The sequence below is a fragment of the Polaromonas sp. genome (assembly GCF_041689105.1).
Taxonomy (GTDB): domain Bacteria; phylum Pseudomonadota; class Gammaproteobacteria; order Burkholderiales; family Burkholderiaceae_C; genus Polaromonas.
In genome coordinates this window covers 31,187-55,515 of the sequence record NZ_JBDNGU010000088.1, presented here as the reverse complement: position 1 = coordinate 55,515, position 24,329 = coordinate 31,187, and the positions used below count along the sequence as shown (strand labels likewise).

Annotated in this window: 19 protein-coding genes; 16 read left to right on the top strand and 3 right to left on the bottom strand. The window is 60.8% G+C overall.

Annotated elements, in window-relative coordinates:
* The first annotated feature begins 504 nt into the window (after positions 1 to 504).
* From ACESMT_RS08645 to ACESMT_RS08590, 12 genes are all read left to right on the top strand, one after another.
* Positions 505 to 1,104 carry a hypothetical protein gene (locus ACESMT_RS08645; protein WP_372826165.1) on the top strand — a complete coding sequence of 200 codons (600 nt, stop codon included), beginning with the start codon at positions 505 to 507 and terminating at the stop codon, positions 1,102 to 1,104.
* The gene (locus tag ACESMT_RS08640; RefSeq protein WP_372826164.1) at positions 1,101 to 2,846 is read left to right on the top strand and encodes a type I secretion system permease/ATPase; all 1,746 of its coding nucleotides are present in this window, start codon (positions 1,101 to 1,103) and stop codon (positions 2,844 to 2,846) included. The genes ACESMT_RS08645 and ACESMT_RS08640 overlap by 4 nt, the downstream gene beginning before the upstream one ends.
* Positions 2,847 to 2,874: 28 nt before the next feature.
* Complete coding sequence (locus ACESMT_RS08635; RefSeq protein ID WP_372826163.1) at positions 2,875 to 4,614, top strand: type I secretion system permease/ATPase; 1,740 nt, start codon at positions 2,875 to 2,877, stop codon at positions 4,612 to 4,614.
* 150 nt (positions 4,615 to 4,764) lie between these two features.
* Positions 4,765 to 6,132 (top strand): HlyD family type I secretion periplasmic adaptor subunit, encoded by a 1,368-nt coding sequence (locus ACESMT_RS08630; protein WP_372826162.1) that lies wholly within the window; start codon positions 4,765 to 4,767, stop codon positions 6,130 to 6,132.
* A 4-nt stretch (positions 6,133 to 6,136) separates the two neighbouring features.
* Positions 6,137 to 7,510 (top strand): TolC family outer membrane protein, encoded by a 1,374-nt coding sequence (locus ACESMT_RS08625; protein ID WP_372826161.1) that lies wholly within the window; start codon positions 6,137 to 6,139, stop codon positions 7,508 to 7,510.
* A 76-nt stretch (positions 7,511 to 7,586) separates the two neighbouring features.
* Positions 7,587 to 8,357 carry a transketolase gene (locus ACESMT_RS08620; RefSeq protein WP_372826160.1) on the top strand — a complete coding sequence of 257 codons (771 nt, stop codon included), beginning with the start codon at positions 7,587 to 7,589 and terminating at the stop codon, positions 8,355 to 8,357.
* 23 nt (positions 8,358 to 8,380) lie between these two features.
* Complete coding sequence (locus ACESMT_RS08615; RefSeq protein ID WP_372826159.1) at positions 8,381 to 9,262, top strand: transketolase; 882 nt, start codon at positions 8,381 to 8,383, stop codon at positions 9,260 to 9,262.
* A 3-nt stretch (positions 9,263 to 9,265) separates the two neighbouring features.
* Positions 9,266 to 11,230: an NAD-dependent epimerase/dehydratase family protein gene (locus tag ACESMT_RS08610; protein WP_372826158.1), complete on the top strand. Its 1,965-nt coding sequence runs from the start codon at positions 9,266 to 9,268 to the stop codon at positions 11,228 to 11,230.
* An 18-nt stretch (positions 11,231 to 11,248) separates the two neighbouring features.
* Positions 11,249 to 13,087, top strand: a complete 1,839-nt coding sequence (locus ACESMT_RS08605) for a hypothetical protein (RefSeq protein WP_372826157.1) — start codon at positions 11,249 to 11,251, stop codon at positions 13,085 to 13,087.
* A 30-nt stretch (positions 13,088 to 13,117) separates the two neighbouring features.
* On the top strand, positions 13,118 to 14,026 hold the full coding sequence (locus tag ACESMT_RS08600) for a class I SAM-dependent methyltransferase (protein ID WP_372826156.1): 909 nt from the start codon (positions 13,118 to 13,120) through the stop codon (positions 14,024 to 14,026).
* The gene (locus ACESMT_RS08595) at positions 14,019 to 14,447 is read left to right on the top strand and encodes a GtrA family protein (RefSeq protein WP_372826155.1); all 429 of its coding nucleotides are present in this window, start codon (positions 14,019 to 14,021) and stop codon (positions 14,445 to 14,447) included. The genes ACESMT_RS08600 and ACESMT_RS08595 overlap by 8 nt, the downstream gene beginning before the upstream one ends.
* Positions 14,448 to 14,514: 67 nt before the next feature.
* Positions 14,515 to 16,152: a hypothetical protein gene (locus ACESMT_RS08590; RefSeq protein WP_372826154.1), complete on the top strand. Its 1,638-nt coding sequence runs from the start codon at positions 14,515 to 14,517 to the stop codon at positions 16,150 to 16,152.
* Between the two features lie 51 nt (positions 16,153 to 16,203).
* Here the strand turns inward: ACESMT_RS08590 and ACESMT_RS08585 are convergent, their stop codons facing one another.
* Positions 16,204 to 18,201, bottom strand: a complete 1,998-nt coding sequence (locus ACESMT_RS08585) for an SDR family oxidoreductase (RefSeq protein WP_372826153.1) — start codon at positions 18,199 to 18,201, stop codon at positions 16,204 to 16,206.
* A 224-nt stretch (positions 18,202 to 18,425) separates the two neighbouring features.
* Here ACESMT_RS08585 and ACESMT_RS08580 point away from each other — a divergent pair, with 224 nt between their 5' ends.
* The 4 genes from ACESMT_RS08580 to ACESMT_RS08565 all read left to right on the top strand — a co-directional run bounded on the left by ACESMT_RS08580 (position 18,426) and on the right by ACESMT_RS08565 (position 21,923).
* A complete protein-coding gene (locus tag ACESMT_RS08580) occupies positions 18,426 to 18,932 on the top strand; it encodes a phasin family protein (protein WP_372826152.1) in 507 nt (168 codons plus the stop codon).
* 117 nt (positions 18,933 to 19,049) lie between these two features.
* Entirely contained in the window at positions 19,050 to 20,354 is a 1,305-nt protein-coding gene (locus ACESMT_RS08575) for a patatin-like phospholipase family protein (protein ID WP_372826151.1), read from the top strand.
* 88 nt (positions 20,355 to 20,442) lie between these two features.
* Complete coding sequence (locus tag ACESMT_RS08570) at positions 20,443 to 21,102, top strand: TetR/AcrR family transcriptional regulator (RefSeq protein ID WP_372826150.1); 660 nt, start codon at positions 20,443 to 20,445, stop codon at positions 21,100 to 21,102.
* A 47-nt stretch (positions 21,103 to 21,149) separates the two neighbouring features.
* On the top strand, positions 21,150 to 21,923 hold the full coding sequence (locus ACESMT_RS08565) for a hypothetical protein (RefSeq protein WP_372826149.1): 774 nt from the start codon (positions 21,150 to 21,152) through the stop codon (positions 21,921 to 21,923).
* Between the two features lie 115 nt (positions 21,924 to 22,038).
* Here the strand turns inward: ACESMT_RS08565 and ACESMT_RS08560 are convergent, their stop codons facing one another.
* Together ACESMT_RS08560 and ACESMT_RS08555 are read right to left on the bottom strand one after the other, a co-directional pair.
* Entirely contained in the window at positions 22,039 to 23,136 is a 1,098-nt protein-coding gene (locus ACESMT_RS08560) for a M14 family metallopeptidase (protein WP_372826148.1), read from the bottom strand.
* On the bottom strand, positions 23,133 to 24,329 hold the full coding sequence (locus tag ACESMT_RS08555; protein ID WP_372826147.1) for a M20 aminoacylase family protein: 1,197 nt from the start codon (positions 24,327 to 24,329) through the stop codon (positions 23,133 to 23,135). The genes ACESMT_RS08560 and ACESMT_RS08555 overlap by 4 nt, the downstream gene beginning before the upstream one ends.

The following is a 24,329-nucleotide window of genomic DNA, read 5'->3' as shown; positions in this document are numbered from 1 at the left end:
CGCTAACCCGACCTACAGGATTCGGGGAGCTTCGTGGCGCAGGCCGGCAAGCAGTCTTGTAGGTCGGGTTAGCCGAAGGCGTAACCCGACATCGGCGTTCTTGGCGCTGTCGGCGTCCGTGGCGAAGGATGTCTGTCGGCGTCCGTGGCGGAACATGTCGGGTTACGCTGCGCTAACCCGACCTACAGGATTCGGGGAGCTTCGTGGCGCAGGCCGGCAAGCAGTCTTGTAGGTCGGGTTAGCCGAAGGCGTAACCCGACATCGACGTTCTTGGCTTGGTCGGCGTCCGTGGCGGAGGATGTCGGGTTACGCTGCGCTAACCCGACCTACAGGATTCGGGGAGGTTCGTGGCGCAGACCGGCAGGCAGCAGAGGATGTCGGGTTACGCTGCGCTAACCCGACCTGCGTCGTGTGAGTTTTCTTTGTGATCCGGATCACAACTTGGCGAAGTGGCCTTAAAAATTCATATAGGAAGCCGTACAATCCGCTTCCTATATGAATTTTATGTTGCGCATTCCCCTGAATGGTTCGTCAGAGCAGCTGACCAGCCTGCGCGCACTGCAGCAAGCGTTTGCGCAGGTGTGCAACGCATTGGCGCCCTTGGTGCAGGAGTCGCGCTGCTGGAACCGCGTGACGCTTCATCACCTGGCCTACAAATTACTGCGAGAAAAGTTTCCGGCCATGGGATCCCAAATGGTGTGTAACGCGATTTACTCGGTTTCGCGGACCAGCCGCCTTGTCTACCAGCACCCCGCCAGCCCGTTCAACCTGACCCGGCTGGGTGACAAGCCGCTGCCGCTGCTGCGCTTTACCGATACCTGCCCGGTTTACTTCGACCGCCACACGCTCAGTGTCAAGGCGGGGCAGCTGTCCATGTATACCCTGGATGGGCGTATCCGGTTTCATCTGGCGCTGCAGCCGGGCGACGAGGCGAGCTTTCATGAAAAAAAGTTGCGGGAGATCGTGTTGTCCCGTACGGCTGCCGACGGCTTTGAGCTGTCTTTCCTGTTTTTAATGCCCGGCGAAGGCGAAGAAGTTCCCCTTGCTGCGGAGCAAGACCTGGGCGAAATCCCTGAATACGTGATGGTTGAGGAGGCCACATGATCTCTCAAAAAACACCTTCTGAATTGCGCCGCGCCATGACGACGCTTCGGCCTTACTTTGTCCGGGCCACCTGGTTCAGCCTGTGCGCCTCCCTGCTGATCCTCGCCCCCAGCGGCTACATGCTGGAGGTTTATGACCGGGTCATCAACAGCCGCAGCCACATGACACTGGCGATGCTGACCGTGCTGGTGCTGGGGGCGTACGTGCTGATGGAAATTCTGGAATGGGCACGCGCCGAGATTTTGTACGAGGGGAGCGTGCAGCTGGACCACAAGATGCGCAATCGGGTTTTTGACGCGATCTTCGAGGCCAATCTCAAACGCATGCCCGGCGGCAGTGTGCAACCGATCAACGACTTTCGAGTGGTCCGGGAATTCCTGTATTCGCCCCCGCTGCTGGCGCTGATGGAAGCCCCCGTGTCACTGGTCTTTTTGGGTTTGATGTTTGCCATCAGTCCGGTGCTGGGCTGGTCGGCGGTGGTGGGCTCGCTGGTACAGGTTTTTGTGGGCTGGCTGAATGAAAAGAACACGCAGCCGCCTTTGGTGGCCGCCAATCGCAGCGCGATTGCAGCGCAGCAATATGCCGACAGTTCGCTGCGCAATGCGCAAGTGATCGAGTCCATGGGCATGCTGCGCGATATTCACCGCCGCTGGATGGGCAAGCAGCGGGAGTTTCTGGGCTTGCAGGCGATCGCCTCAGACCGGGCGGGAGGTTACCAGGCGGCCACCAAGTTCCTGCAAGTCACCATGGGCTCGCTGTTGCTGGGGCTGGGCGCCTGGCTGCTGCTGCACAACCAGCTCAACGGCGGCGCCGGCATGATGATCGTCGGTTCGATCCTGGGCGGCCGGGTGCTGGCACCATTGGTCCAGATCGTGACCCAGTGGCGCACGGTGGTCAACGTCCGTGATGCCTGGCAACGTCTGGAGGGTCTGCTGGCGACCGTCCCGCGCCGGCCGGTCGCGATGACACTGCCAGCCCCGCACGGCCTGCTGCAAGTGGAAAGCCTGATGGCGGGTGCGCCCAGTGGCGGACCGGCCATCATCAAGAATGTGGCCTTCAGTCTGTCCCCGGGTGAAGTCCTGGCAGTGGTCGGTCCCTCCGCGTCGGGCAAGACCACCCTGGCGCGGCTGCTGGTGGGTCTTTGGCCGGCAGCGGGCGGCAAGGTACGGCTTGACGGCGCAGATATCTTTACCTGGGACAAAAGCGAGCTGGGTCCGCACATCGGCTATCTGCCGCAAGGGGTGGAGCTTCTCGAAGGCACCCTGGCAGAAAATATCGCCCGCTTCGGCGACATCGAGAACGCCAAGATCAAGGCCGCCGCCCGTGCCGTCGGCCTGCACGATTTCATCATGAGCCTGCCAGAGGGTTACGACAGTCCGGTCGGCCGGGAGGGCGCCATGTTGTCTGGCGGTCAACGCCAGCGGGTGGCTCTGGCGCGTGCCATTTATGGTGACCCGGTGCTGGTGATCCTGGATGAGCCCAATTCCAGCCTGGACGAGGCTGGCGACGCGGCCCTTGCCTCTGCGATCCTGGAACTCAAGGCGCGGGGCACGACCTTTGTCGTCATGACGCACCGCACCAGTGTGTTGGCGGTAGCGGACAAAATGCTGGTCTTGCGCGACGGCATCATGCAGGCCTTCGGCCCCCGGGATGAAGTGTTGGCCGCCTTGAAACAGGCCAATGAACAGGCTGCGGCGCAGTCCCGCCCGGGCAGCGGCGGTGCCCTCGCCAGCATGGCCTGACGCACGGATGCGAAAACAGAACCTACTCATGAAAACACCCGAATTCTTCAATCGCAGTGAATTAACTGCCACGCTGTGGGCTTTCCGCGAGGAATTCCTGCTCGTCGGGCTACTGAGCTTTTTGACAAATCTGCTGATGCTGGCGCCGACCCTCTACATGCTGCAGATATTTGACCGCGTCCTGACCAGTCAAAGCGAACTCACACTGCTTGCGGTTTCGGTCATTACGTTGTTCCTGTTCGGCGTGATGGCGTGTTCAGAGTGGCTGCGCTCGCGGGTGCTGGTCCGGGCTGGCATGCGCTTTGACGAGCAGCTCAGCACCCGGGTTTTCAATGCCAGTTTCGAGGACTACCTGAGCCAGTCATCGAAGAGTCCGTCGCGGGCTTTCGGCGACCTGATCCAGATTCGCCAGTTCATGACGGGCAGCGGCATCTTCGCGCTGTTTGATGCGCCGTGGGCGCCCATCTATATTGCGGTCACCTTTTTTCTGCATCCCTGGCTGGGCATTTTATCGCTGCTGTTCGCCGTGATCCAGGCTGCGCTGGCCTGGTTTGGACACCGGCACACCGTCGCCCCTTCCGAAGAAGCGGCCAAAGTCAGCAGTGAAACCAACAGCTACCTGCAAAGTAAATTAAGAAACGCGGAAGTGCTGGAGTCCATGGGCATGATCGGCAATCTGCAAAGGCGCTGGAATGACAAATATGCGGTCTGGATGGACAAAAGCGCCTCCGCGCAAGGCCTGACCCATCGCGTGACCGCCTGGAGCAAGTTCATTCGGTACAGCCAGCAGTCGCTGTCGCTGGGGGCCGGCGCCTTGCTGGTGATTGACGGGCAAATATCGCCTGGCGCCATGATTGCAGCGAACGTGCTGATGGCGCGCGCGCTCGCGCCGATTGACCAGTTGGTGAGCACCTGGCGCGGTTTTGTGTCGAGTAAAAACGCCTTTGCCCGGCTCGAAAAGCTGCTGGCGGACTACCCGGAACGCGACCCGGCGCTGACGCGGGTCGGGCCCACGGGCGAGATCACGCTGCACCAGGTGTTTGCCAGTGCCGCAGGACGCACGACACCGATTTTGAAAAATGTGTCGTTCGCGGTTCCAGCGGGGACCGTGGTGGCCGTGCTGGGGCCGTCCGGGTCGGGCAAGTCCACGCTGGCCAGGGTCATGGTCGGAATCTGGCCGGACGTGATCGGAGAAACGCTGCTCGACGGTTTGCCGATCCAGGCCTGGAATCGCATCGAACTCGGGCCCCATCTGGGCTATCTGCCGCAGGATGTGGAGCTGTTCGAGGGCTCGATTGCGGAGAATATTGCGCGCCTTGGTGAGGTCGATTCCGACAAGGTGATCGCGGCGGCGCGCTGCGCCGGAATGCACGAGATGATCCTGCGCTTTCCCAAAGGTTACGACACGTCTATCGGCGAGGCCGGTAACCTGCTGTCTGGCGGACAACGGCAACGCATTGGCCTGGCGCGCGCGATCTACGGTGAGCCGTCCCTGATCGTGCTGGACGAGCCGAATGCGAATCTGGACGACGCCGGCGAAGCCGCCTTGCTGCGCACGGTGCGCGAGCTGAAAGCCAAAGGAAAAACTGTCTTTCTGATCACGCATCGACCCGGCGCCATTGCCGTGGCGGACCGACTCATGGTTCTTCGGGATGGCGAGATTTTTGCCGATGGGCCGAAGGAGGCCGTGCTGGCCGCCTTGCGCTCCCCCGCTGCCGCGCCCTCTTCCGCACCACCGGTGCCGCCGATGTCACCCCAGCTCGCCTGATTCCATGTCCAGATCAATACGATATGTTGTTGCTTCGCCTTGCCGTGCTACAGCACTGTCTGCGGCTTCGCGCCTAATCTCCTATCGATCTGAAAATGGAATGAGTCGGCTACAGCGCCCCTTTTTCATTACTTTTCACCAGAGTCCGCCATGGCCAAACCAGATTTCTTGAAACGCCTGACCCGCCCCGCTGACGCGCCCACCGTGGGAGAGCCGATCTGGGGCGATGCCCCCCAATCCGACCTGGGCCGGGGCGGGCGCATCGGCCTGTGGGCGCTGGGCATCGGCTTTGGCGGCTTTCTGCTGTGGGCGGCCTTGGCCCCGCTGGATGAAGGCATTCCCAGTCAGGGGCACGTCGCGATAGATACCAAACGCAAGACGGTCCAGCATTTGAGCGGCGGCATCATCAAGGAAGTGCTGGTCGGCGAAGGGGATCAGGTCAAGGAAGGGCAGTTGTTGATCCGACTTGATGATGCGACCGCCCAGGCAAACTTCGGGTCCGTTCGGCAGCGCTACCTGGGACTGCGTGCCACCCAGGCGCGCCTGCTGGCCGAACAGGGCGGCCAAAACACCATCACCTTTCACCCGGACTTGCAGGCTGCCGCAGGAGATCCGCTGATCCGCCAGCAAATGATGAACCAGGAGCAGTTGTTTCAGTCGCGCAAAGCCGCTTTGCGTGCAGACCTGCAGGGCATCGAGGAAAGCGTCCAGGGCCAACAGGGACTCTCGCAGGCTTATGAGGGCATGATGGGCAACCGGCGCAACCAGCTCGCATTGCTGAACGAAGAGCTCACCAACACGCGCGGCCTGGTCAAGGAAGGTTACGTGCCGCGTAATCGCCAGCTGGAACTGGAGCGGCAGGTTTCTGAATCGAGCACTGCGATTGCTGAACTCCAGGGAAATACGATACGGGCCAAACGCGCCATGGCTGAACTGCGCCAGCGCTCCATTTCCCGGCAGCAGGAATACCGCAAGGAAGTGGAGTCGCAACTGGCCGAAGTAACGCGGGAGGTGCTCAGCGATTCAGGGAAGTTCATCGCGCTGCAGGATGAACTGGCACGCACCGAGATCCGCTCGCCGGCGGCGGGCCAGGTGGTTGCACTGGCCACGCAGACCGTTGGCGGCGTGATTGCCCCGGGTCAGAAATTGCTGGATGTGGTACCTGCCAATGAATCGCTGCTGCTGGAAACGCGGGTGCTGCCGCACCTGATTGACAGCGTGCATGCCGGCATGCCGGTGGATGTGCGCTTTTCATCTTTTGCGCATTCTCCGCAATTGGTGGTGCAGGGCAAGCTGGTTTCGGTGTCAGCCGATCTGCTGACCGACCCGCAAAACGGCATGGCCTATTATCTGGCGCGGGTAACCGTGACGCCAGAGGGGCTGAAGAAGCTGGGCAAGCGTCAGATGCAGCCTGGCATGCCGGTTGAGGTGGTTCTAAGAACCGGCGAGCGCTCGATGCTGACTTATCTGCTGCATCCGCTGACCAAGCGCATTGCCGCGTCCATGAATGAGGAGTAGTCTGTTGAATACCCTGTCCCGTCCCGCATCGCGTCGACGCCCGGCCCGCCGGCTCCTGGCGCTTGTCGCTGCACTGTCCTTTAGCGCCGCTTGCATGCCGGCCTGGTCGCTTGACCTGCAGCAGGCCTACGAGGCGGCCCTGGCCGAGGACGCATCCATACGCGCGACGCGGGCGGCAACCGACGCGCGCCGCGAGCGTGTGCCCCAGGCGCGCGCGCAACTTCTGCCGAATCTGTCAGCCAGCGTTTCGCGCAACCGCAACAACCTCGAAAGCACCACGCCCAACTTTCAGGGCAACCCGGTTACCACCAACATCCGTTACGGCAGCGGCAGCGACGCGCTGACCCTGCGCCAACCGATCTTTCGCATGGTCCAGGTGGCGGACTACCGTCAGGCGCAAGCGCAGGTCGACGATGCCAACGCCATTCTGGAGCGCGAGCTGCAAAACGTTGCAGTGCGTGTCAGCGGTGCCTACTTTGAGGCCTTGCTGACTGCAGAACAGCTGGCGCTGGTTCAGGCGCAAAAAACCGCCTACACCACCCAGCTCGATGCGGCACGCAAACGTCTGGCGGCCGGCGCCGGGACCCGAACCGATATTGACGAGGCGCGGGCAGCCCTGGATCTCAACGTGGCACAGGAACTCGAGGCCCGCCAGAACGTGGACTTCACACGCCGGCAACTCCAGACCCTGATCAATCGCCCGATCGATCACCTGGCCGTGCTGGATGCGCAGAAGATGCAATTGGTTGCGCCGACTCCAAACCGCGTGGAGGACTGGATAGAGCGTGCCGAGGCCACCAGCCCGGAAATCCAGTCACTGAAAGCCCAACTTGAGGCAGCGCGGTATGAAGTGGAAAAAGCACAAGCGGGCCACTTCCCGACACTGGACGTCGTCGCGCAATGGTCTCGCAATGACAGTGATACCGTCACCAGCGTCAACAACCGCTACACCAACAAGTCGATCGGACTGCAACTCAATGTCCCGATCTTTGCGGGCGGTTATGTGAATTCCCAGGTGCGACAGGCGCTGGCTGAGCAGGAGCGCGTCGGGCAGGCGCTGGAGGCCTTGCGCCGCGACCTGGGCGTGCGACTGCACCGCGAATTTCGCGGCGTTACAGAAGGTGTGCTGAAGGTTCGGGCACTCGAACAGGCCGTGCGCTCAACGGAGCAGGTCGTTCTGTCCAACCGCCGCTCGTTCGAAGCGGGTAGCCGCACCTTGGTGGATACGCTCAACGCCGAGCAGCAAAAGGTCTCGGCCCAGCGCGATCTGGCGCAGGCGCGTTTCGTTTACCTGATTTCACGCGTGCGGCTGCAAGCGCTGGCGGGCGGGCCAAAAACAGAAGTGATCGATCAGGTCAACGGCTGGCTGAAGCCTTGAAACAGGTCCCTCAATGGCTGGGAAATGCTCGGCTTGAGGGAGCCTCGCGAAAGGTTGGCATAGGTAGAATGCGCTGATGCTGGCACCTCAAGACTTTTCCCGCGCACGCAAGCGACTGCTGCAGATGCACTTCGACAGCGGCGTGGGTCACATAGGCGGCAATTTATCGGCGCTGGATGCCATGCTCGTCGTCTTCCACGAGTTCCTGAAGGGCAATGACCAATTCATTTTGTCCAAAGGACATTCCGCAGGCGCTCTGTACACCGCGCTGTGGAGCACCGGACGCTTGAGCGATGCGGACCTGACGACCTTTCACCGTGACGACACCCTGCTGGCTGGTCACCCTCCGGCCCAGGGCATTGCCGGGATTCCCTTCGCGACCGGCAGTCTGGGTCATGGCCTGTCTCTGGCCGCAGGGACGGCTCTGGCTTTCAAGCTGAAGGACGAGACGGCCAGGGTTTTTTGCCTGACGTCTGATGGTGAATGGCAGGAGGGTTCTACCTGGGAGGCGCTGATCTTTGCCTGTCACCACCGGCTGGACAATCTCTTTGTGCTGGTCGACCACAACAATTTGCAGGGATTCGGCTCGACAGCCGCTGTGGCATCGATGTCGCCGTTGTGGGAACGCCTGCAGGGCTTCGATGCACATGTACAGGTCATTGACGGCCATGACCCCGATGCCCTGCGCGCGGCGCTGGCCGCCGGCGAACCGCGCCTGAACATCATCGTTCTCAAAACCATCAAGGGGCATGGCGTTGAATTCATGGAAAACCGCATGGAATGGCACTACTTGCCGCTGGCCGCGTCTCAATTCGAGCAGGCCATCCACGAAATTGACGTGCCGTGAGAAAGCAACTTTGTGACGCGCTCGTGGCGCGTGCCTCCAAACCTGACTTTGTTTTCCTGACAGGTGACCTGGGCTTCATGGCACTGGAAGCGCTGCAAACTGCTTTGGGGCCGCGTTTTATCAATGCCGGTGTGGCTGAACAGAATATGATTTCAGTCGCCGCTGGAATGTCGCAGCAGCGCCTTGACGTTTGGGTCTACAGCATTGCCCCCTTTTGTTATGCGCGCCCCTTCGAGCAAATCCGCAATGATGTCGCCTTTCATGACTTGCCGGTCAAACTGATCGGCAATGGTGGCGGATACGGTTATGGCGTCATGGGGCCCACGCATCACGCCATTGAAGACTACGGGGTTTTGCTCACCTTGCCGAATTTTCGCGTCTACGTCCCGGTGTTCGATGAGGATATGGCGGCGGTTATCGCCAGGGCCGGTGAGGTCCAGCACCCTGCCTATCTGCGTATGGGAAAGGGAGAACCCCCGATAGGCTACGAGGTGGCCGCCTATGCGCCCTGGAGGCAGCTCACCGAAGGAAACGGGCCGGTGGTGATTGCAGTCGGGCCGTTGGCCGGCACCTACATTGCCCCCTTTCAACAAATGCCGCAAGCGGTCCGGCCCAAGCTTTGGGCTGTGGCGGAACTGCCGCTGGAGCACAACCCCCTGCCTGATGGTCTGCTGGCGCAGATCGCATCATCAGGAGTTTTGCATGTGGCAGAAGAACACGTTCGTCGTGGCAGCTTCGGTTCGGAGCTGGCTTTGCATTTTCTGGACCACGGATTGCACCTCAAACGATTCGTCCATCACTATGCCCGCGCCCATCACTTCGAACGGTATGGCTCGCAGCGGTTTTTGCGACAAGCCAGCGCGTTGGACCCCGTGAGCGTCCTGACGGCGCTGGAGAGCGACTGATCCATGCAGGATATTCAGGTCAGTATCCGGGCGCTGAAGGGTCCCATTCTTGTCACAGGCGCTTCCGGCTTTATCGGCGCCAACCTCTTCAAGCTCATTGCCAGCGTGCGTAATGATGTCTATGCCGTTGTGATGCGGGAGAAAAACTGGCGCCTGGCGGACGTCAAGGACGAGCTGATAGTTGCCGTGGACCTCAATGACGCGGCGGCGACGAAAAATCTGGTGGATAGCATCACGCCGCAAACCGTTTTTGACTGTGTCGCCTATGGCGCCTATTCGTTTGAGGAAGATCCTGGCCTGATCCACCAGACCAATTACCAGTCACTTGTCACCTTGGTCAGCCAATTGGTCAAACGCCCGTTTTCGGCGTTTATCCATGCCGGCAGTTCTTCGGAGTACGGCAAAAACTGCACGGCCCCGGAAGAAGATGCCGCCTGCGAACCCAACAGTCACTATGCAGTGTCGAAGCTGGCGGGGGCCAATTACCTGCGCTATATGGGAAAAGAGCATGGTTTTCCCTGCGTCAACCTTCGCCTGTATGCGGTGTACGGGGCGATGGAGGACACATCGCGACTTATCCCCAATCTGCTGCATCAGGCGCTGAAGGGCAGACTTCCGCCGTTCGTGGACCCGCGCACGTCACGCGATTTTGTCCATGTTGATGATGTTTGTGCAGCCTTTGTCATGGCTGCGGTCAAACTGCATCCGCAGCTCTACGGAGAAAGCTTCAATATCGGCAGCGGAGCCCAGACCACCATCGCCGAACTCGCGGCGCTGACCCGGCGGGTATTCTCAGTCAACGAGGAGCCTCGTTTCGGCAGCATGGAAGGCCGTGACTGGGATTTGCCAGGCTGGTACGCCAACCCGCGCAAGGCTGAGCAAGCCTTGGGCTGGAAGGCCACGATTGAACTGGAAGAGGGCCTGCGGATGTCTGCGGACTGGGTCTCCCAGCTCAACGAAGCTGACTTCACATCCAGCAGCAAAAAAGAAAGCGCCCAGCGTCAACGAAGCATCTCGGCCATTGTGGCCTGTTACAAGGATGCCGAGGCAATTCCCATCATGTACCGGCGCTTGACGGACACATTCAGAAAATTGGGGATTGATTACGAGATCATCTTTGTCAATGACGGCAGCCCGGACGGCTGCGAGCAGGTGATTTGTGAGATCAGTGCGACAGATCCGCATGTGATGGGAATTTCGCACTCGCGCAATTTCGGCTCGCAAATGGCTTTTCGTAGCGGGATGGAGCTTTCTACCAAAGACGCGGTGGTGCTGCTCGACGGTGATCTGCAGGATCCGCCAGAACTCATTGAGCAGATGTACGCTCAATGGAAAGCCGGCTATAACGTGGTCTATGGTCGGCGAGTGCGGCGGGAGATGGCTTGGCACTGGGGGCTCATGTACAAGGCGTTTTACCGGGTCTTCGCGGCATTTAGTTACGTCGACATTCCTTTGGACGCGGGCGATTTTTCGCTGATGGACCGGCGCGTGGTCGGCTGGCTGCTCAAGTGCCCCGAGCGCGACCTGTTTGTGCGCGGCCTGCGAGCCTATGTCGGTTTCAAGCAAACCGGCGTCGACTATGTGCGTCCCGAAAGGATGTTTGGACGCTCAACCAATAGTTTGCTCAAAAACGTTGATTGGGCCAAACGGGGCATTTTCTCCTTCAGCAACACGCCTTTAACCATGCTGACGACTGCAGGTGTGGTGTTGCTGGCCCTGTCGACCTTCGCTGCGATCATTGTTGGATTGCTACGCCTTCTTTTTCCGGAAATCGCGCCGCGAGGAGCGACCACTCTCTTGATTGTCGTCCTGATGTTCGGATCGCTGAACCTTTTTGCAATCGGTCTGGTCGGAGAATACGTTGCAAAAATCATGGTCGAGGTCAAAGGGCGCCCGCGTCTGATCCGCTCCGCGCTGATCCGCCACGGCAAGTCTACCGGCTTGCTCCCCGATGGCAAGGCACTGTGAAATCTAACGACCGCAAGCGTGGCTGACAAGCTGCCCCTGCTTGCCTTGTATGCCGCAGTGGGACTGCTGTTAGCGCTTTGGCCGCTTTTTCTGCGGCCGGTCCGAGAGGCGGGCGAGATCAAACCGCTGCTCTCCACCCTTACGCGCCACCGGGTACCCCTGACCCTGTTTGGCCTGGTTGCGGGGTTGCTGGTTGGCACGGTCCTGCCTTGGTGGCGGCGTGCGGGATGGACGTTGAGCGTATCCATGGGTGAACTGGCACTGCTGGCAGCTGTCGTGGCAGTTTTTGTCTGGTTTTTTTTGCGGCCCGTCACAGTCGCTCTACCCGCAGGCAGGCGCGCGCAGACAGCCCTTTTTGTGCTGGCTGCCCTGGTCTTGAGTTTTTGTACCCTCACCTATCACCATCGCGAGGTCCTGAACACGGCCTGGCACCACTGGGGAGCTTACATCGGCCCGAGCGAGTTGCTGCTGGCAGGCGCGCGAATTTTCAGGGATTTCCCGCCGCAATACGGGCTCGGACCCACTGCGTTAATCGCGCTGGCATGCACCGACACATGCTGGGCTGGCATGTACTACCTCGTGGGACTGCTGACGTTTTTGTTTGCGGCAGTCACGGCCATGTTGGCATTGCGCGTGACCGGGCCGGTAGGGCTGGCGCAACGTGCGCTGGTGCTGCTGCTCGTCCTTGCCTGCTGCTTTTTCTGGACCGCCTACGCACCGATGCTGGGCTCGCCAACGGCCACGCCCTCTGTCAACGGCATGCGCTTTCTCCCGGTTCTGGCGATGGTGGCGCTGCTGCTTCGGGCTGATCGTCAGGGTCGCGAATTTCCTTACTGGATCGGTCATCTGGCGTGGGGCCTGACATCACTTTGGTCGGTCGAGTCCGCCTTCTATGCGACCTGCGTTTGGTGGCCTTACTATCTGTTGCTGCGGCAAGCCGCTTCAGGGGGCTCTCCAGCGTCCACTTTGTTGCGCAGCGCTGGACATCTCACTGGCGTGTTGCTGGTCGGGGTCGCCGGTTTCTTGCTCGGTTATTGGCTGGTGTACCGAACCTTTCCCACCGCAATGGGCCTGTTCGCCTACATCGTTGACCCGCCCGGCGCCTTGCCGGTGAACGTCCGTGGAACCCTCTGGTTTTTTGTCGCTGTGATGGCCTTGGGGACGTGGGTCAACCTGGCGAATTTCAGGCACCATGGCAACACCGCAGCTCTGCGCCACGGCATGGCGCTGTCGCTGTTGGCGTATGCCACTTTCTCGTATTTCATCGGCCGCAGCCACGACAACAACGTGCTGAACCTGCTGCCCTTCCTGCTGCTGGTGCTGCTTCATGCCTGGGCCCGGACAAACGGTTTCGGCCGGGGGCTTTCAGCCGCCCTGCTTGCGTGCCTGCTAGGCTGGTTCAGCGTGTTCGGTTGGGAGCCCTGGCGTGCAGGCGCTCAGGCAGTTGCCCAACCGTGGTTCGATCCCCATTGGATACGCGCAGCGCTTCCCGGTCCTGGGCCAGGTTCCGACCTTTTCCCGGACAGTGCACAGAAGGTCATAGCGCGCACACAACGGCTGGCGGCCAGGCCCGTCACGGTGATGGGGCCCACAGTCAACCCCTCTTCCACCTCGGCCGACGCGGTTTGGAGCGCTATTCACGGCCCTGCGAACGTGTATATGTTTGCGCCAGCCATACGCAGGGAGTTTCTGCGCCAGACTGCCGGATCGCTCCGCCGCAGTGGCTGGCTCGTCGTCCAGATCAGTCAGCCACTGGCCGCCGGTCTCATTGAAGATTTCGACAGTGTGTACACCCGGGAGCAGGCGTTCGAGCTGGAAGGTTATCTTGCCATTCTTTACACTGCACCAGCGCCTTAACGCGCCGGATTTTCTGAAGAACAACCACCCATGAACACCCTGTCCAGACCCTGCCCGGTTTGCCATGCAAGCGCTGACCGGGGCCGACTGTTTCTGGAAAAGAACATTGATCCGGCCAAGCTGTCGAGTTTCAGCTTTTCGTCGCGCAAGGCGCCTGAATACATGTGCCACCGCTTGCTGCAATGCACCGTCTGCGACGTGGTTTATGTCGACCAGCCACCTGCGGCCGACGAATTGGCCCGCGCTTACCATCAGGCCGACTACGACAGCGCCGAGGAGGCCAACGATGCAGCCGTTGCCTACCTGCGCGCTGCTCAGGCCGTCTTGGCGAAACTTGAAAAGTCCGGTAGCGCCCTGGAAATTGGTACGGGTACCGGGATTTTTCTGGACTGCCTGAGACAAGCGGGCTTCTCCGAACTGGTGGGCGTTGAGCCGTCCACCGCAGCCATCCGGGCCGCACCGGCGCATCGCCGCGCGTGGATACGTGAAGGCGTTTTCCAGGAGGTGGACTTCAGGCCGGCTTCTTTCGACCTGGTGTGCTGCTTTATGACGCTTGAGCATGTGCGTGACCCACGCGTCATTGTCGAAGCAGCGTTGCGTCTGCTGCGACCGGGAGGGGCCTTCATTGCCGTCACGCACGACTACCGAAGCCCGGTAAACCGCCTTCTGGGCAAGCGCTCTCCGATTATCGATGTTGAACACATGCAACTGTTTTCCCAACCCAGCGTGCGGCGCCTGTTGGAGGACGCGGGATACCGGGGGGTGACGGTACAGGCCTTTGCCAATCGCTACCGGCTGGGCTACTGGTTGCGTCTGGCCCCGTTGCCTGCGGCCGTGAAGTCAATGATGTCGCGCTTGCTCGGGGCGACAGGTCTTGAGCGTTCCCGCGTCAGTGTGAACGTCGGCAATATGTTTGTTGCAGGGTTCAAGCATGACTGACCGTTGGCAACGCTGCGTTTCGGCCTGGAATACCAGCCGGAGCGCGGCACTCTTGCGAGACAGCCAATTTTTGCGGTTTTTGCTTTCCGGGGGAATCAACACGCTGTTCGGTTACGTTGTTTACGCCGTTGGGATCCTGGCTGGAGCGCCCATATGGCTTGCCTTGCTTGGCGGAATGGTGACGGGCAGCGTTTTCAACTTTTTCACTACCGGTGGCTATGCGTTCCGCCAGTTATCTCCAAAACTGTACCCGCGTTTTCTAGCCTGTTATTTGCTGTTGTATGGTGTCAACCTGGCGCTGATCGAATGGTTGTCGGCCTGGATCAGCAACACGCTGCTCATCCAGGCTCTGCTGCTGGTTCCGCTAGCCTTGTTGTCCTACTTCATGATGGCGCGGCTGGTGTTTGCCACCCATGCCTGAGGCAACCCGCCCACCCCTCCTACGATCAGCGCAGGCCCTTATGGTCCTGGCACCGCCCTGGCTCGCCATGGCTCTGGCCGCAGCCACTTTTTTCTGGCACCTCCATGGGCTGGGGCATGGATTGGAGCTGACGGACGAGTCCTTCTATCTGCTCAGCTCAATACACGCCGATAACATTCGGCTTTTTTTCACGCCGTGGCACTGGATCGGCAACGCCTTGTGGCAGGTCAGTGGCAGCATCGTCGCTTTCCGCGCGGTGGGTTTGGGACTCGTGACAGCATCCGCGGTGCTGCTGGCTTGGGGCATGTTACGAGCTGCGCCACTGGCTGGCATGAACGCTCCAGTTGGGCGCGCGGCACGATGGGCTACTTTGTCCTCCGCGGCGAGCGGTGCCCTGCTGTATGGCTCATTGTTGAGCTTCACGCCATCGTATAACCTTCTGAGCGCCAGTGGCGCCTGTTTCGCCATGGGCTTGGGGCTGCTGTCAATGACATACAGCGGCGGACGGGCCCAAGCGCTCGCCGTGCTGGCGGGCGCCGCGTTGGGAATCACGATACTCTGCAAATTTTCCGCAGGGCTGGGCGTCGCGGGCTTGTTGCTTGGCGCGCAGGCAGCCTTGGCACGGAGGCAGCGGGCCAGGCAGTTTGAGCTGTTGCTGCTGCTGGCAAGCGTCATCGCCACGGTAGCGCTAACGGTGTATTTGAAGACAGGCTTTGAAGAAGCGATTCGGCAATTTCGCGCTGGTATCGAAATCGTCTGGTTTGCTCAAGGCGATAAAACCACGGTGGGAAGAGTGATCCGAAGCGCAACGGACGTGGCGAGCATGTTGGCAAATGCCATTCTGGCGTTCTGGGGACCGCTGGCTTGCTTCGTGCTGGGTTTGAAATGGAAACCAAAACTACTCGGCTCTATCGGACTTGCGTGGTTTGCGGTTCTGCTGGTGACGAATGATCATTTGACCGGGGGAATGAGTCGGTACACGACACAAGCTTTACCATTGGTCGGGTGCTTGGCCCTTGCCTTGCTCGCAAGCACCGGACAATGGCTAAACAACGACCGGTCCGTACTGCTCTGCGGGATACTCCTTGCTCTGCCATTTGCCGTCGCCCTCGGCACCTGGAACCCGCTGCAAATACAAATCATGACGGCTTTGGCGCCATGGGGCGCTATCGTGGGGCTACTGGGGTTCTCGAGCCAGCAGGCGGATAACCGGGCAGCTTGGGCAAGCGTTCTGTTTGGCACCATCGTACTGTTTCAAGTGATTGGCAGCGGCGACCAACCTTACCGTATGCACCCGATAGGGGAGCAGACTCATCCCGTGTCCATTGATGCGCTCGGCACCGTGAAAGTAGACGCGAAAACAGCGCGTCTTGTTAAGGACATCCAGGTTGCCGCACGGCAATGCGGCATTGCGCCGGGGGCGCCATTTCTAGACTTTTACAACCTGCCGGGTGTGGCACTGATTCTTGGGGCCGTCCCGGTCGACACGCCCTGGCTTCTTGATCGAGACTACGCGGCCGTCGCTCTGCGACGGGCAGACGTTGCAACATTGCAGCGAGCTGTGATCGCAGTGAAATTGGACGCGAATCAGGTCCGCCCGGAATCGCCACCACAACTGGCTTCGTTTCCGCGAGGCTTCAAACTGTGCGGACGCGCCAAAGGCCCGCTCGATGATTTACCCATCGAGTTATGGGCCCCGGTTTGATGCTGATGTGAAACAGGCTGCACAGGCTTGCAACCAAAACGCATTTCTTTTTCAGAAATGAATCCCCCGCATCATCTGCTGCATCGCCACAGCTTCCGGCGACAGGGTCTGCTTGACGGGCTTGTCGCCCGGCTTCGCGCCTTTGGCTGCCGACGAATCCGGGAACATGCGGAAACTGGTGTTCATGGCGATCTGGGCCACGCGTGGCAGCAGCGCATGCAGCACCTGGCCGGCGATGCCCAGGCGGGTGGCAATGCGCACTGACTTGAAGATGCAGGCCTGGGCGACCAGATCGGCGGCTTCCTCGGGGCTCAGGGTCGGCACGTTGTTGTACAGCCCGGTGGGCGCAATCATCGGTGTGCGCACCAGCGGCATGTTGATGGTGGTGAAGGTGATGCCCTGGTCGGCAAACTCGCTGGACGCGCAGCGCGTCCAGGCGTCGAGTGCTGATTTGGAGGCCACGTAGGCCGAAAAACGCGGCGCATTGGTCAACACACCAATGGAGCTGATGTTGACCACATGGCCCTTGTGTTTGGCCACCATGCCGGGCAAAAAGCCCATGGTGACGCGCAGGCAGCCAAAGTAATTGAGCTGCATGGTGCGCTCGAAGTCGTGAAAGCGGTCGTAGCTGGCTTCAATGGCGCGGCGGATCGAGCGGCCCGCGTTGTTGATGAGAAAGTCGACCCCTCCGTGGTTCTCGATCAGCGTTTGCACAAATCGGTCGCAGTCAGCCATGTCGGCAATGTCGGCCGGGTAGGCCACGAAGTGGTAACCCTTGGCCTTGGCTTCCTTGCAGGCCTCGTCCAGCTTGTCCTGGTCACGGCCGCAAATGATGGTGATGGCGCCGGCCTCGGCAAACTTGTGCGCAGCAGCCAGCCCGATGCCCGACGATCCCCCGGTGATCAGCACCACCTTGCCGTTGACCGTGCCCCTGAGTGAGCGGTCAATATGCAGATCGGGATCAAGGTGACGCTCCCAGTAGTCCCACACGCGCCACGCGTAGTCCTTGAGGTTGGGGCATTCGACCCCTGAGCCTTTGAGCGCAGCCAGGGTTTCGCGGCAATCAAAACGCGTCGGATAGTTGACAAAGGTCAGCATGTCCTCGGGCAGGCCCAGGTCGGCCATGATGGCATTGCGCACACGGCGCACGGGGGCCAGCGCCATCAGGCTTTTCTTGACGCTGCGCGGAATGAAGCCCAGCAGGGCCGCATTGATGAACAGGTTCATCTTGGGCGCATGGGCGGCCCGGCTGAAAATATCGAGCACGTCACCCACGCGGTAACCCACCGGATCGACCAGGTGGAAGCATTTTTTGGCAATGCTGGTCTTGTGGCTGATGACATCCAGTGCATCGACCACAAAGTCGACCGGCACGATGTTGATGCGGCCACCCTCCAGGCCGACTGCAGGCATCCACGGCGGCAGCAGCTGGCGCATGCGCTGGATCAGCTTGAAGAAATAGTAGGGCCCGTCGATCTTGTCCATCTCGCCCGTCGTGCTGTCGCCGACCACCATGGCGGGGCGGAACACCGTCCAGGGCACCTTGCACTCCTTGCGAACGATTTTTTCGCTTTCATGTTTGGTCATGAAATACGGGTGTTCGTAGTTTTCGGCTTCCTCGAACATGTCTTCGCGGAACACGCCCTCGTACAAACCGGCGGCGGCGATGGAGCTCACGTGGTGAAAATGTCCGGCGTCGATGGCCTTGGCGAACTCAACGGTGTGGCGCGTGCCATCGACATTGACAGCGATCTGGCTTTCCTCGTCGGCGCTGAGGTCGTAGACAGCCGCGAGGTGATAAAAATGATCGATCTGGCCTTTGAGCTTTTTGACATCGTCGGCCGAGACGCCCAGTTTTTTGGACGTCAGGTCGCCGTGGACGGGGACAACCCTTGCAGCGCTCACACCCCAGTACTCGCGCAGGGCCTCCACCTTGCCTGCACTTTCCTTGCGGATCAGGAAGTGCACGGTGGTACCTTTGCGCGCCAGGAGCTTCTTGACCAGGCGCTTGCCGATGAAGCCCGTGGCTCCCGTGACGAAATACTGCATTGTGTTCTCCGCTAGACAACTGTAGGACCAACGTTGATTCTTGCCGAAACACCGTTGGCTCCTGGTCAGCAGAAACCCGCGCCTGCCCTGTTTTTCCATGGGTAGGCGTGCCTGGCGTTCTAGAAGCGAGCACCTAAACCTGAGCGCCCGCTGGGCTTATATTTTGGCGATGTGCTGCACAACCATGCGGCGTCAATCAACACCCCCATCGCCAGGAGTCCACCATGGTCAAGAAACTGCAAAAAATGAGCGCTGACAAAAAATCCGCCCCGCAACTGTCCGGCGCCGTCAAGGAATCTGCCCAGCAGATCTGGCTGGCCGGGCTGGGTGCGTTTTCGAAAGCCCAGGAAGAAGGCGGCAAAGTCTTTGAAACCCTGGTCAAGGAAGGCTTGTCCATCCAGCGCAAGACCCAGGCTGTCGCCGAGGAAAAAATATCCACCGCTACCAACAAGATGGCCACCATGGCCACCGACATCAGCTCGAAGGCCGGCCACCAGTGGGACAAACTGGAAAGCATTTTTGAAGAGCGCGTGGCCAAGGCCCTGAACAAACTGGGCGTGCCTTCGGCCAAAGACGTGGATGCACTGATCGCGCGCATCGATGAACTCAACAAGAACGTGCAGAAGATGGCCAGCAAACCCGCTGCAAAGGCAGCACCTCGCGCCGCAGCCAAGCCAGCTGCAAGCAAGCCGGCCGCCAAAAAGCGCGCGCCGGCACGAAAATCCGCCTGAGACCTGCCCTCACCATAAAAAAGACGATGGACGTCCTTTTTTTACGCCTGCTTGCTGATCGGCGCGTTGCTGCAAAGCAGCAAATCCACCCATAGCTGGCGTCTACACTTTCCCTTCATGACTTCAAAGCAGCATCCAGGAAAAACCAGTCGGCCGAAGGCGCAAAAGACAACTTCCGGGAAATCGGGGCCGCGTATCGCTTTGGCCCTGGCGGGCGGCGGGCCGTTGGGCGCCATCTACGAAATCGGCGCCCTGTGCGCGCTCGACGAATCGCTGCAGGGTTTGTCCCTCACCCAGTTGCACCACTACGTCGGCGTTTCGGCGGGCGGATTTATCGCGGCCGGGCTGGCCAACCGAATGACACCGAGCGAGTTGTGCGCCGCGTTTATTGAAAACGACCACCAGGCCTCCGAAGTCTTCGACCCGGCCTGGCTGCTTGTTCCTGCCTATGGTGAATTTTTTCGCCGGGGCATCATGCTCCCGGGCCTGGCCGTCTCGGCCCTGTGGCGCGCCACCTTCGGGAAAAAGTCCCTGGTCCATGCGTTCGAGGCGTTCGGCCAAGCCCTGCCGACGGGAATTTTTTCCAACGAGGAGGTGGACCACCGCCTGAGCGGGCTGTTCTCCAGAAACGGCCGCACCAATGACTTTCGCCAACTGGGCACCCGACTCACGCTGGTTGCCACCAACCTGGACAGCGGCGAGGCGGCGCCTTTTGGCCAGCCCGGCTGGGACCATGTTCCCATCTCCAAAGCGGTGCAGGCGAGTTCGGCGTTGCCGGGACTGTTTCCCCCGGTGGAAATTGATGGCAACTATTACGTTGACGGCGCGCTCAAGAAAACACTGCATGCTGGGGTGGCGATGGACGGCGGCATCGACCTCATGCTCTGCCTGAATCCGCTGGTGCCTTTTGATGCGACACAGGTGCCGGAGTTTTCCATGGGGCAGCGCGTCATGCAGCGCGGACTGCCCAGAGAGAGGCAATCCATTCCGCGCATCGTGGACGGTGGCCTGCCTGCCGTGCTGAACCAGACCTTCCGCTCCATGATTCACTCGCGCCTGGAGCTGGGCATGAAACACTACGAACACGTTTACCCCGACACGGACATCGTGCTGATCGAGCCCGATCACAGAGACACGGACATGTTCCTGGCCAACACTTTCAGCTACGGCCAGCGTCGCCAGCTGGCCGAACAGGCCTACCAGAAGACACGCGCCATGTTGCGTTCGCGAAAAACCAGCCTGTCCGCCAAACTGGCTCGGCATGGGGTGTCCCTCAACATGGCGGTACTGGAGGACCCCCGGCGCCACCTGGTCAGCCAGATGCCCGCGCCGACCCGGCTGGGCCGGGCCATCCGGTCCCTGGAAGAACTCATGGAAGATGTGAGCCACGCCATCGGTCCGTCGGCGAGCCACCCGGCATGAGACATCCGGCGACACCCCCCTCTCGACTTCCCTACTTCCGGCCCGTGCATGAGTGGGTTAGAGTAGAAAAAAATACGAGGTAGACACCATGGCGAAAAAAGCGCCGCGCCGAACTGCTGAACGCATCCTGGAGGTGGCGCTTGATCTGTTCAACCGTTTTGGCGAACCCAATGTCTCCACCACACTGATTTCCGCCGAACTGGGCATCAGCCCCGGCAACCTTTACTACCACTACCCTGCCAAAGATGAGCTGATCAACTCGCTGTTCGACCGCTACGAGCGGGCGCTGAGCGAGCTCCTCAACGCCAGCGACAGTGTGCGGGATGTCGAAGACGCCTGGTTTTTCATGCATTCGCTGTTCGAGCTGATCTGGCAATACCGCTTCCTGTACCGCGACCTCAACGACCTGCTCAGCAAGAACCGCCGGCTCGAGACGCATTTCCAGTGGGTGCTGAAAAACAAGGCCCGCTCCGTCAAGGCCATGCTCGACAGCATGAGCCGCGCCAATGCCGTCAGCATCGATTCGCGCGAGGTCGAGGCCACCGCCACCAGCATGGTGGTGGTACTGACCTATTGGCTGAGTTTTGAATACGTACGCGACCCGCGCAACGCGCTGGAGCCAGAAAACGCCCAGTCCGCGTTGCTGCGCGGTGCCCACCATGTGCTCAATCTGCTGATTCCCTACCTGGAGCAGGGCCAGCGCATGCACCTGCAGGCCCTGGTCGGCGCTTACACCAACCCTGCCTGATCAACCCCTCAAGCATCCACAAGCGACAACATTCAAGGAGACAACACATGGCCAAATGGACCGCTTTCCCGCACGCAGGCGACTACGCCTTTGATGCGGCCAGCCTTAAAAAGAACTGGGCCCGCCTGCACCAGGGGGACTGCGAGGCCGTTCCCAAGGAGGCCGCCGTGCTACTGGCCTGGGTGTTGTTTCACAACGGGGAGTTCCAGAAAGCGGCTGAAGCCGGCCTGAAAGCCGGCGGCGGTGGCATCACGGTGGCCAACAAGGCCACCAGCATTTACGCCAACTCCCTCGAAAACAAGGAAAAAGCCAAGCTGGACCTGTTCATGGAAGTGGCCGAACGGGCTGAAGCGCAGCAGGCGGCAGAACCCAAAAATGCCAATGCGTATTACTGGCAAGCCTACGCGCTGGGCCGTTACGGCCAGGGCATCAGTGTGGCCAAGGCCCTGGCACAGGGGCTAGGCAGCAAAGTCAAGAACGCGCTGGAGCACGCCATCAAGCTCTCGCCCAAACATGCCGATGCGCACATCGCGCTGGCGGCGTTTCATGCGGAGGTGATCGACAAGGTCGGCTCGTTGATTGGCGGCATGACCTATGGGGCCAAGAAGGACCAGGGCCTGGCACTGTTTCGGGACGCGCTCAAGCTCAACCCGACGTCGGCCATTGCCATGATCGAATATGCCAACGGCATGGTCATGCTGGAAGGCGACAAGAAAATGAAAGAAGCGACAAAGCTGTATGAGCAAGCTGCCAGCAGCACACCGCTGGATGCGATGGAAAGGCTGGATGTCGAAATGGCCAAGGCCGAGCTGGAAGACTGATACGGTTTTACGACCGGATGGTGCCGGTGCGGCACGGAGGTCGGGTTAGCGCAGCGTAACCCGACATCTTCGTTCGTGGTGGTGCTGTCGGGTTACGCCCTGGGGCTAACCCGACCTACGAGGCCAGGCCATCGACTGCCTGGAACAGCGATTGCCGGGCCTGCGTGATGATCTGCTGCTTCCAGTCGTCGGTATCGACGTAGAAAGCATCCATCATCTGCTGCTTGATCTGCGCGGCCAGCGCCGCGGGCGCCTCGGGATGGACGTTGAGCCAATGCTCGGCGCGCAGCGCCTGCATCATCTCGAACGGCGGCAGGGTGCCGTATTCCATCGCGATGCCGGTGTACTCGGCGTCAGGGCACTCTTCGTAAATCGAATTCCACATCAAGCCGGTCAAAAAGGCTGAGCTTGAGGAGCCGTCGTAAATCGAGGTGACCGGCGTTTTTCCGCCGTTGTCCCACCAGGCGCGCGCGCGCGCCAGGGCTTCCTTGTCGTCACGGCAGGCGCAGATGCGCTCGCCGACACCGCTGGGGCCAAGACCGGTATGGATGTCGATCCAGGCCACGCGCCGGGCAAACTGGGCGTGGGTCTGCAACACCTGGCGCAGGGTCTGGTTGCTCCAGGTCGGCGCGGTGCCGCCAAAAAACAGCCCCTTGTCGAACTCATGCTGGCCCCGCGTGATGGCCGCCTGGTAGGCGTCCATGCCACGCTCCTGAATGTAGTGGCCGGTGGCGGCGGCGTTAGCTTCCGTCGGCGGCCACTCTTCAGGCAGCAACAGCGGCTGGATTTCGCGGTAGGCTTCGTTGACCGGGAGCGGCTGTGAGAAGTCGTGAAAGTTGCGGTTCAGGTCCACGTTTTCATGCGTGGTGCGCCGGATGTGTGAAAAGCCGTAAGGATTGAGCGCATGGATGTAAAGCACCGCCACGCCCTGCGCCATGGCCTTGGCGCGCCACTCGGCGTCGCGCAGGGCACGCACCTGCACGCCCGAGCCGCAGTAACCCTCGACGCCATGGCAGGCGCTGCTGACGATCAGCACCGACCGCGCATCGGCCGGCCCGTCCAGCACCACGTCCATGGCCAGCATTTCGCCGTCGCGCCCGGCCTCGGGATGCAGGTGGGTGTCCACGGTCAGCCCGGCGGCGGCGGCGGCCTCCAGAAACTTGGCTCGGGCGTCGGCGTAATTGGTGGAAAAGACTTCTGTCACGCCGTTCATGCGGCTTCCCTGGTCAGCCAGCTCTCGGCCAGCCGCACCCAGAAGGTCGCTCCCAGCGGAATCAGGTCGTCGTTGAAGTCGTAACTTGGGTTGTGCAGCATGCAGGGCCCGCCGCCGTGGCCGATCTCGCGATGCGCGCCGTCGCCGTTGGCAATAAAGACGTAACAGCCCGGCTTGGCCTGCAACATGTAAGAGAAGTCTTCCCCACCCATGGTCGGCTCCTGGTCGATCACGTTGTCGACGCCGACAATCTCGGCCATCACCTTGCGTGCAAACCCGGTTTCCTTCGCGTGGTTGATGGTGGGCGGGTAGTTGCGCACAAACTCGAACTCGCAGTCGGCCTCGTGCGCGGCGCAGATGTTTTCAGCGACCTGCTTCATGCGTTTTTCGATCAGGTCCAGAACTTCCAGCGTGAAGGTGCGCACCGTGCCCTGCAGCTCGCAGCTGTCGGGGATCACATTGGTGGCCTCACCGGCATGGATCATGGTGACCGAGATCACGCCGGCATCGACCGGCTTCTTGTTGCGGCTGATGATGGTCTGGAAGGCCTGCACCATCAGGCAGGCCACCGGAACCGGGTCGACGCCGTTGTGCGGCAGCGCGGCATGGCCGCCCTTGCCGCGAATGGTGATCTTGAAGTCGCTGGTCGAGGCCATCACCGGGCCCGCGCTGGCGGCAAACTTGCCGACCTGCATGCCCGGCCAGTTGTGCATGCCGAACACGGCGTCCATCGGGAATTTGTCGAACAAGCCGTCCTTGATCATCTCGCGTGCGCCGCCGCCGCCCTCCTCGGCCGGCTGGAAAATCAGGTAGACCGTGCCGTCGAAATTGCGGTTTTTGGCGAAGTGCTGGCCGGCCGCCAGCAGCATGGCGGTGTGACCGTCGTGGCCGCAGGCGTGCATCTTGCCCTGGTTTTTGCTGGCGTGCTCAAAGGTGTTGAACTCCTGCATGGGCAAGGCGTCCATGTCGGCGCGCAGGCCGATGGCGCGCTTCGAGCTGCCGTTTTTGATGATGCCGACGACACCGGTGGTGCCCATGCCGCGATGGATGGGGATGCCCCACTCGGTGAGCTTTTGCGCCACCACATCGGCGGTGCGTACTTCTTTAAAGCACAGTTCAGGGTGGGCGTGGATGTCGCGGCGCACGGCGGCAATGCCTGCGGCCTGGGTGACGATGGAGTCAATGACTTTCAT

What these genes read in the sequence shown, in the direction of transcription:
- ACESMT_RS08560 (WP_372826148.1), bottom strand. Translation starts at nt 23,136, where the DNA reads ATGAACGGCGTGACAGAAGTCTTTTCCACCAATTACGCCGACGCCCGA.
- ACESMT_RS08600 (WP_372826156.1), top strand. Translation starts at nt 13,118, where the DNA reads ATGAACACCCTGTCCAGACCCTGCCCGGTTTGCCATGCAAGCGCTGAC.
- ACESMT_RS08570 (WP_372826150.1), top strand. Translation starts at nt 20,443, where the DNA reads ATGGCGAAAAAAGCGCCGCGCCGAACTGCTGAACGCATCCTGGAGGTG.
- ACESMT_RS08630 (WP_372826162.1), top strand. Translation starts at nt 4,765, where the DNA reads ATGGCCAAACCAGATTTCTTGAAACGCCTGACCCGCCCCGCTGACGCG.
- ACESMT_RS08585 (WP_372826153.1), bottom strand. Translation starts at nt 18,201, where the DNA reads ATGCAGTATTTCGTCACGGGAGCCACGGGCTTCATCGGCAAGCGCCTG.
- ACESMT_RS08555 (WP_372826147.1), bottom strand. Translation starts at nt 24,329, where the DNA reads ATGAAAGTCATTGACTCCATCGTCACCCAGGCCGCAGGCATTGCCGCC.
- ACESMT_RS08620 (WP_372826160.1), top strand. Translation starts at nt 7,587, where the DNA reads ATGCTGGCACCTCAAGACTTTTCCCGCGCACGCAAGCGACTGCTGCAG.
- ACESMT_RS08645 (WP_372826165.1), top strand. Translation starts at nt 505, where the DNA reads ATGTTGCGCATTCCCCTGAATGGTTCGTCAGAGCAGCTGACCAGCCTG.
- ACESMT_RS08595 (WP_372826155.1), top strand. Translation starts at nt 14,019, where the DNA reads ATGACTGACCGTTGGCAACGCTGCGTTTCGGCCTGGAATACCAGCCGG.
- ACESMT_RS08565 (WP_372826149.1), top strand. Translation starts at nt 21,150, where the DNA reads ATGGCCAAATGGACCGCTTTCCCGCACGCAGGCGACTACGCCTTTGAT.
- ACESMT_RS08580 (WP_372826152.1), top strand. Translation starts at nt 18,426, where the DNA reads ATGGTCAAGAAACTGCAAAAAATGAGCGCTGACAAAAAATCCGCCCCG.
- ACESMT_RS08640 (WP_372826164.1), top strand. Translation starts at nt 1,101, where the DNA reads ATGATCTCTCAAAAAACACCTTCTGAATTGCGCCGCGCCATGACGACG.
- ACESMT_RS08575 (WP_372826151.1), top strand. Translation starts at nt 19,050, where the DNA reads ATGACTTCAAAGCAGCATCCAGGAAAAACCAGTCGGCCGAAGGCGCAA.
- ACESMT_RS08635 (WP_372826163.1), top strand. Translation starts at nt 2,875, where the DNA reads ATGAAAACACCCGAATTCTTCAATCGCAGTGAATTAACTGCCACGCTG.
- ACESMT_RS08610 (WP_372826158.1), top strand. Translation starts at nt 9,266, where the DNA reads ATGCAGGATATTCAGGTCAGTATCCGGGCGCTGAAGGGTCCCATTCTT.
- ACESMT_RS08590 (WP_372826154.1), top strand. Translation starts at nt 14,515, where the DNA reads ATGGCTCTGGCCGCAGCCACTTTTTTCTGGCACCTCCATGGGCTGGGG.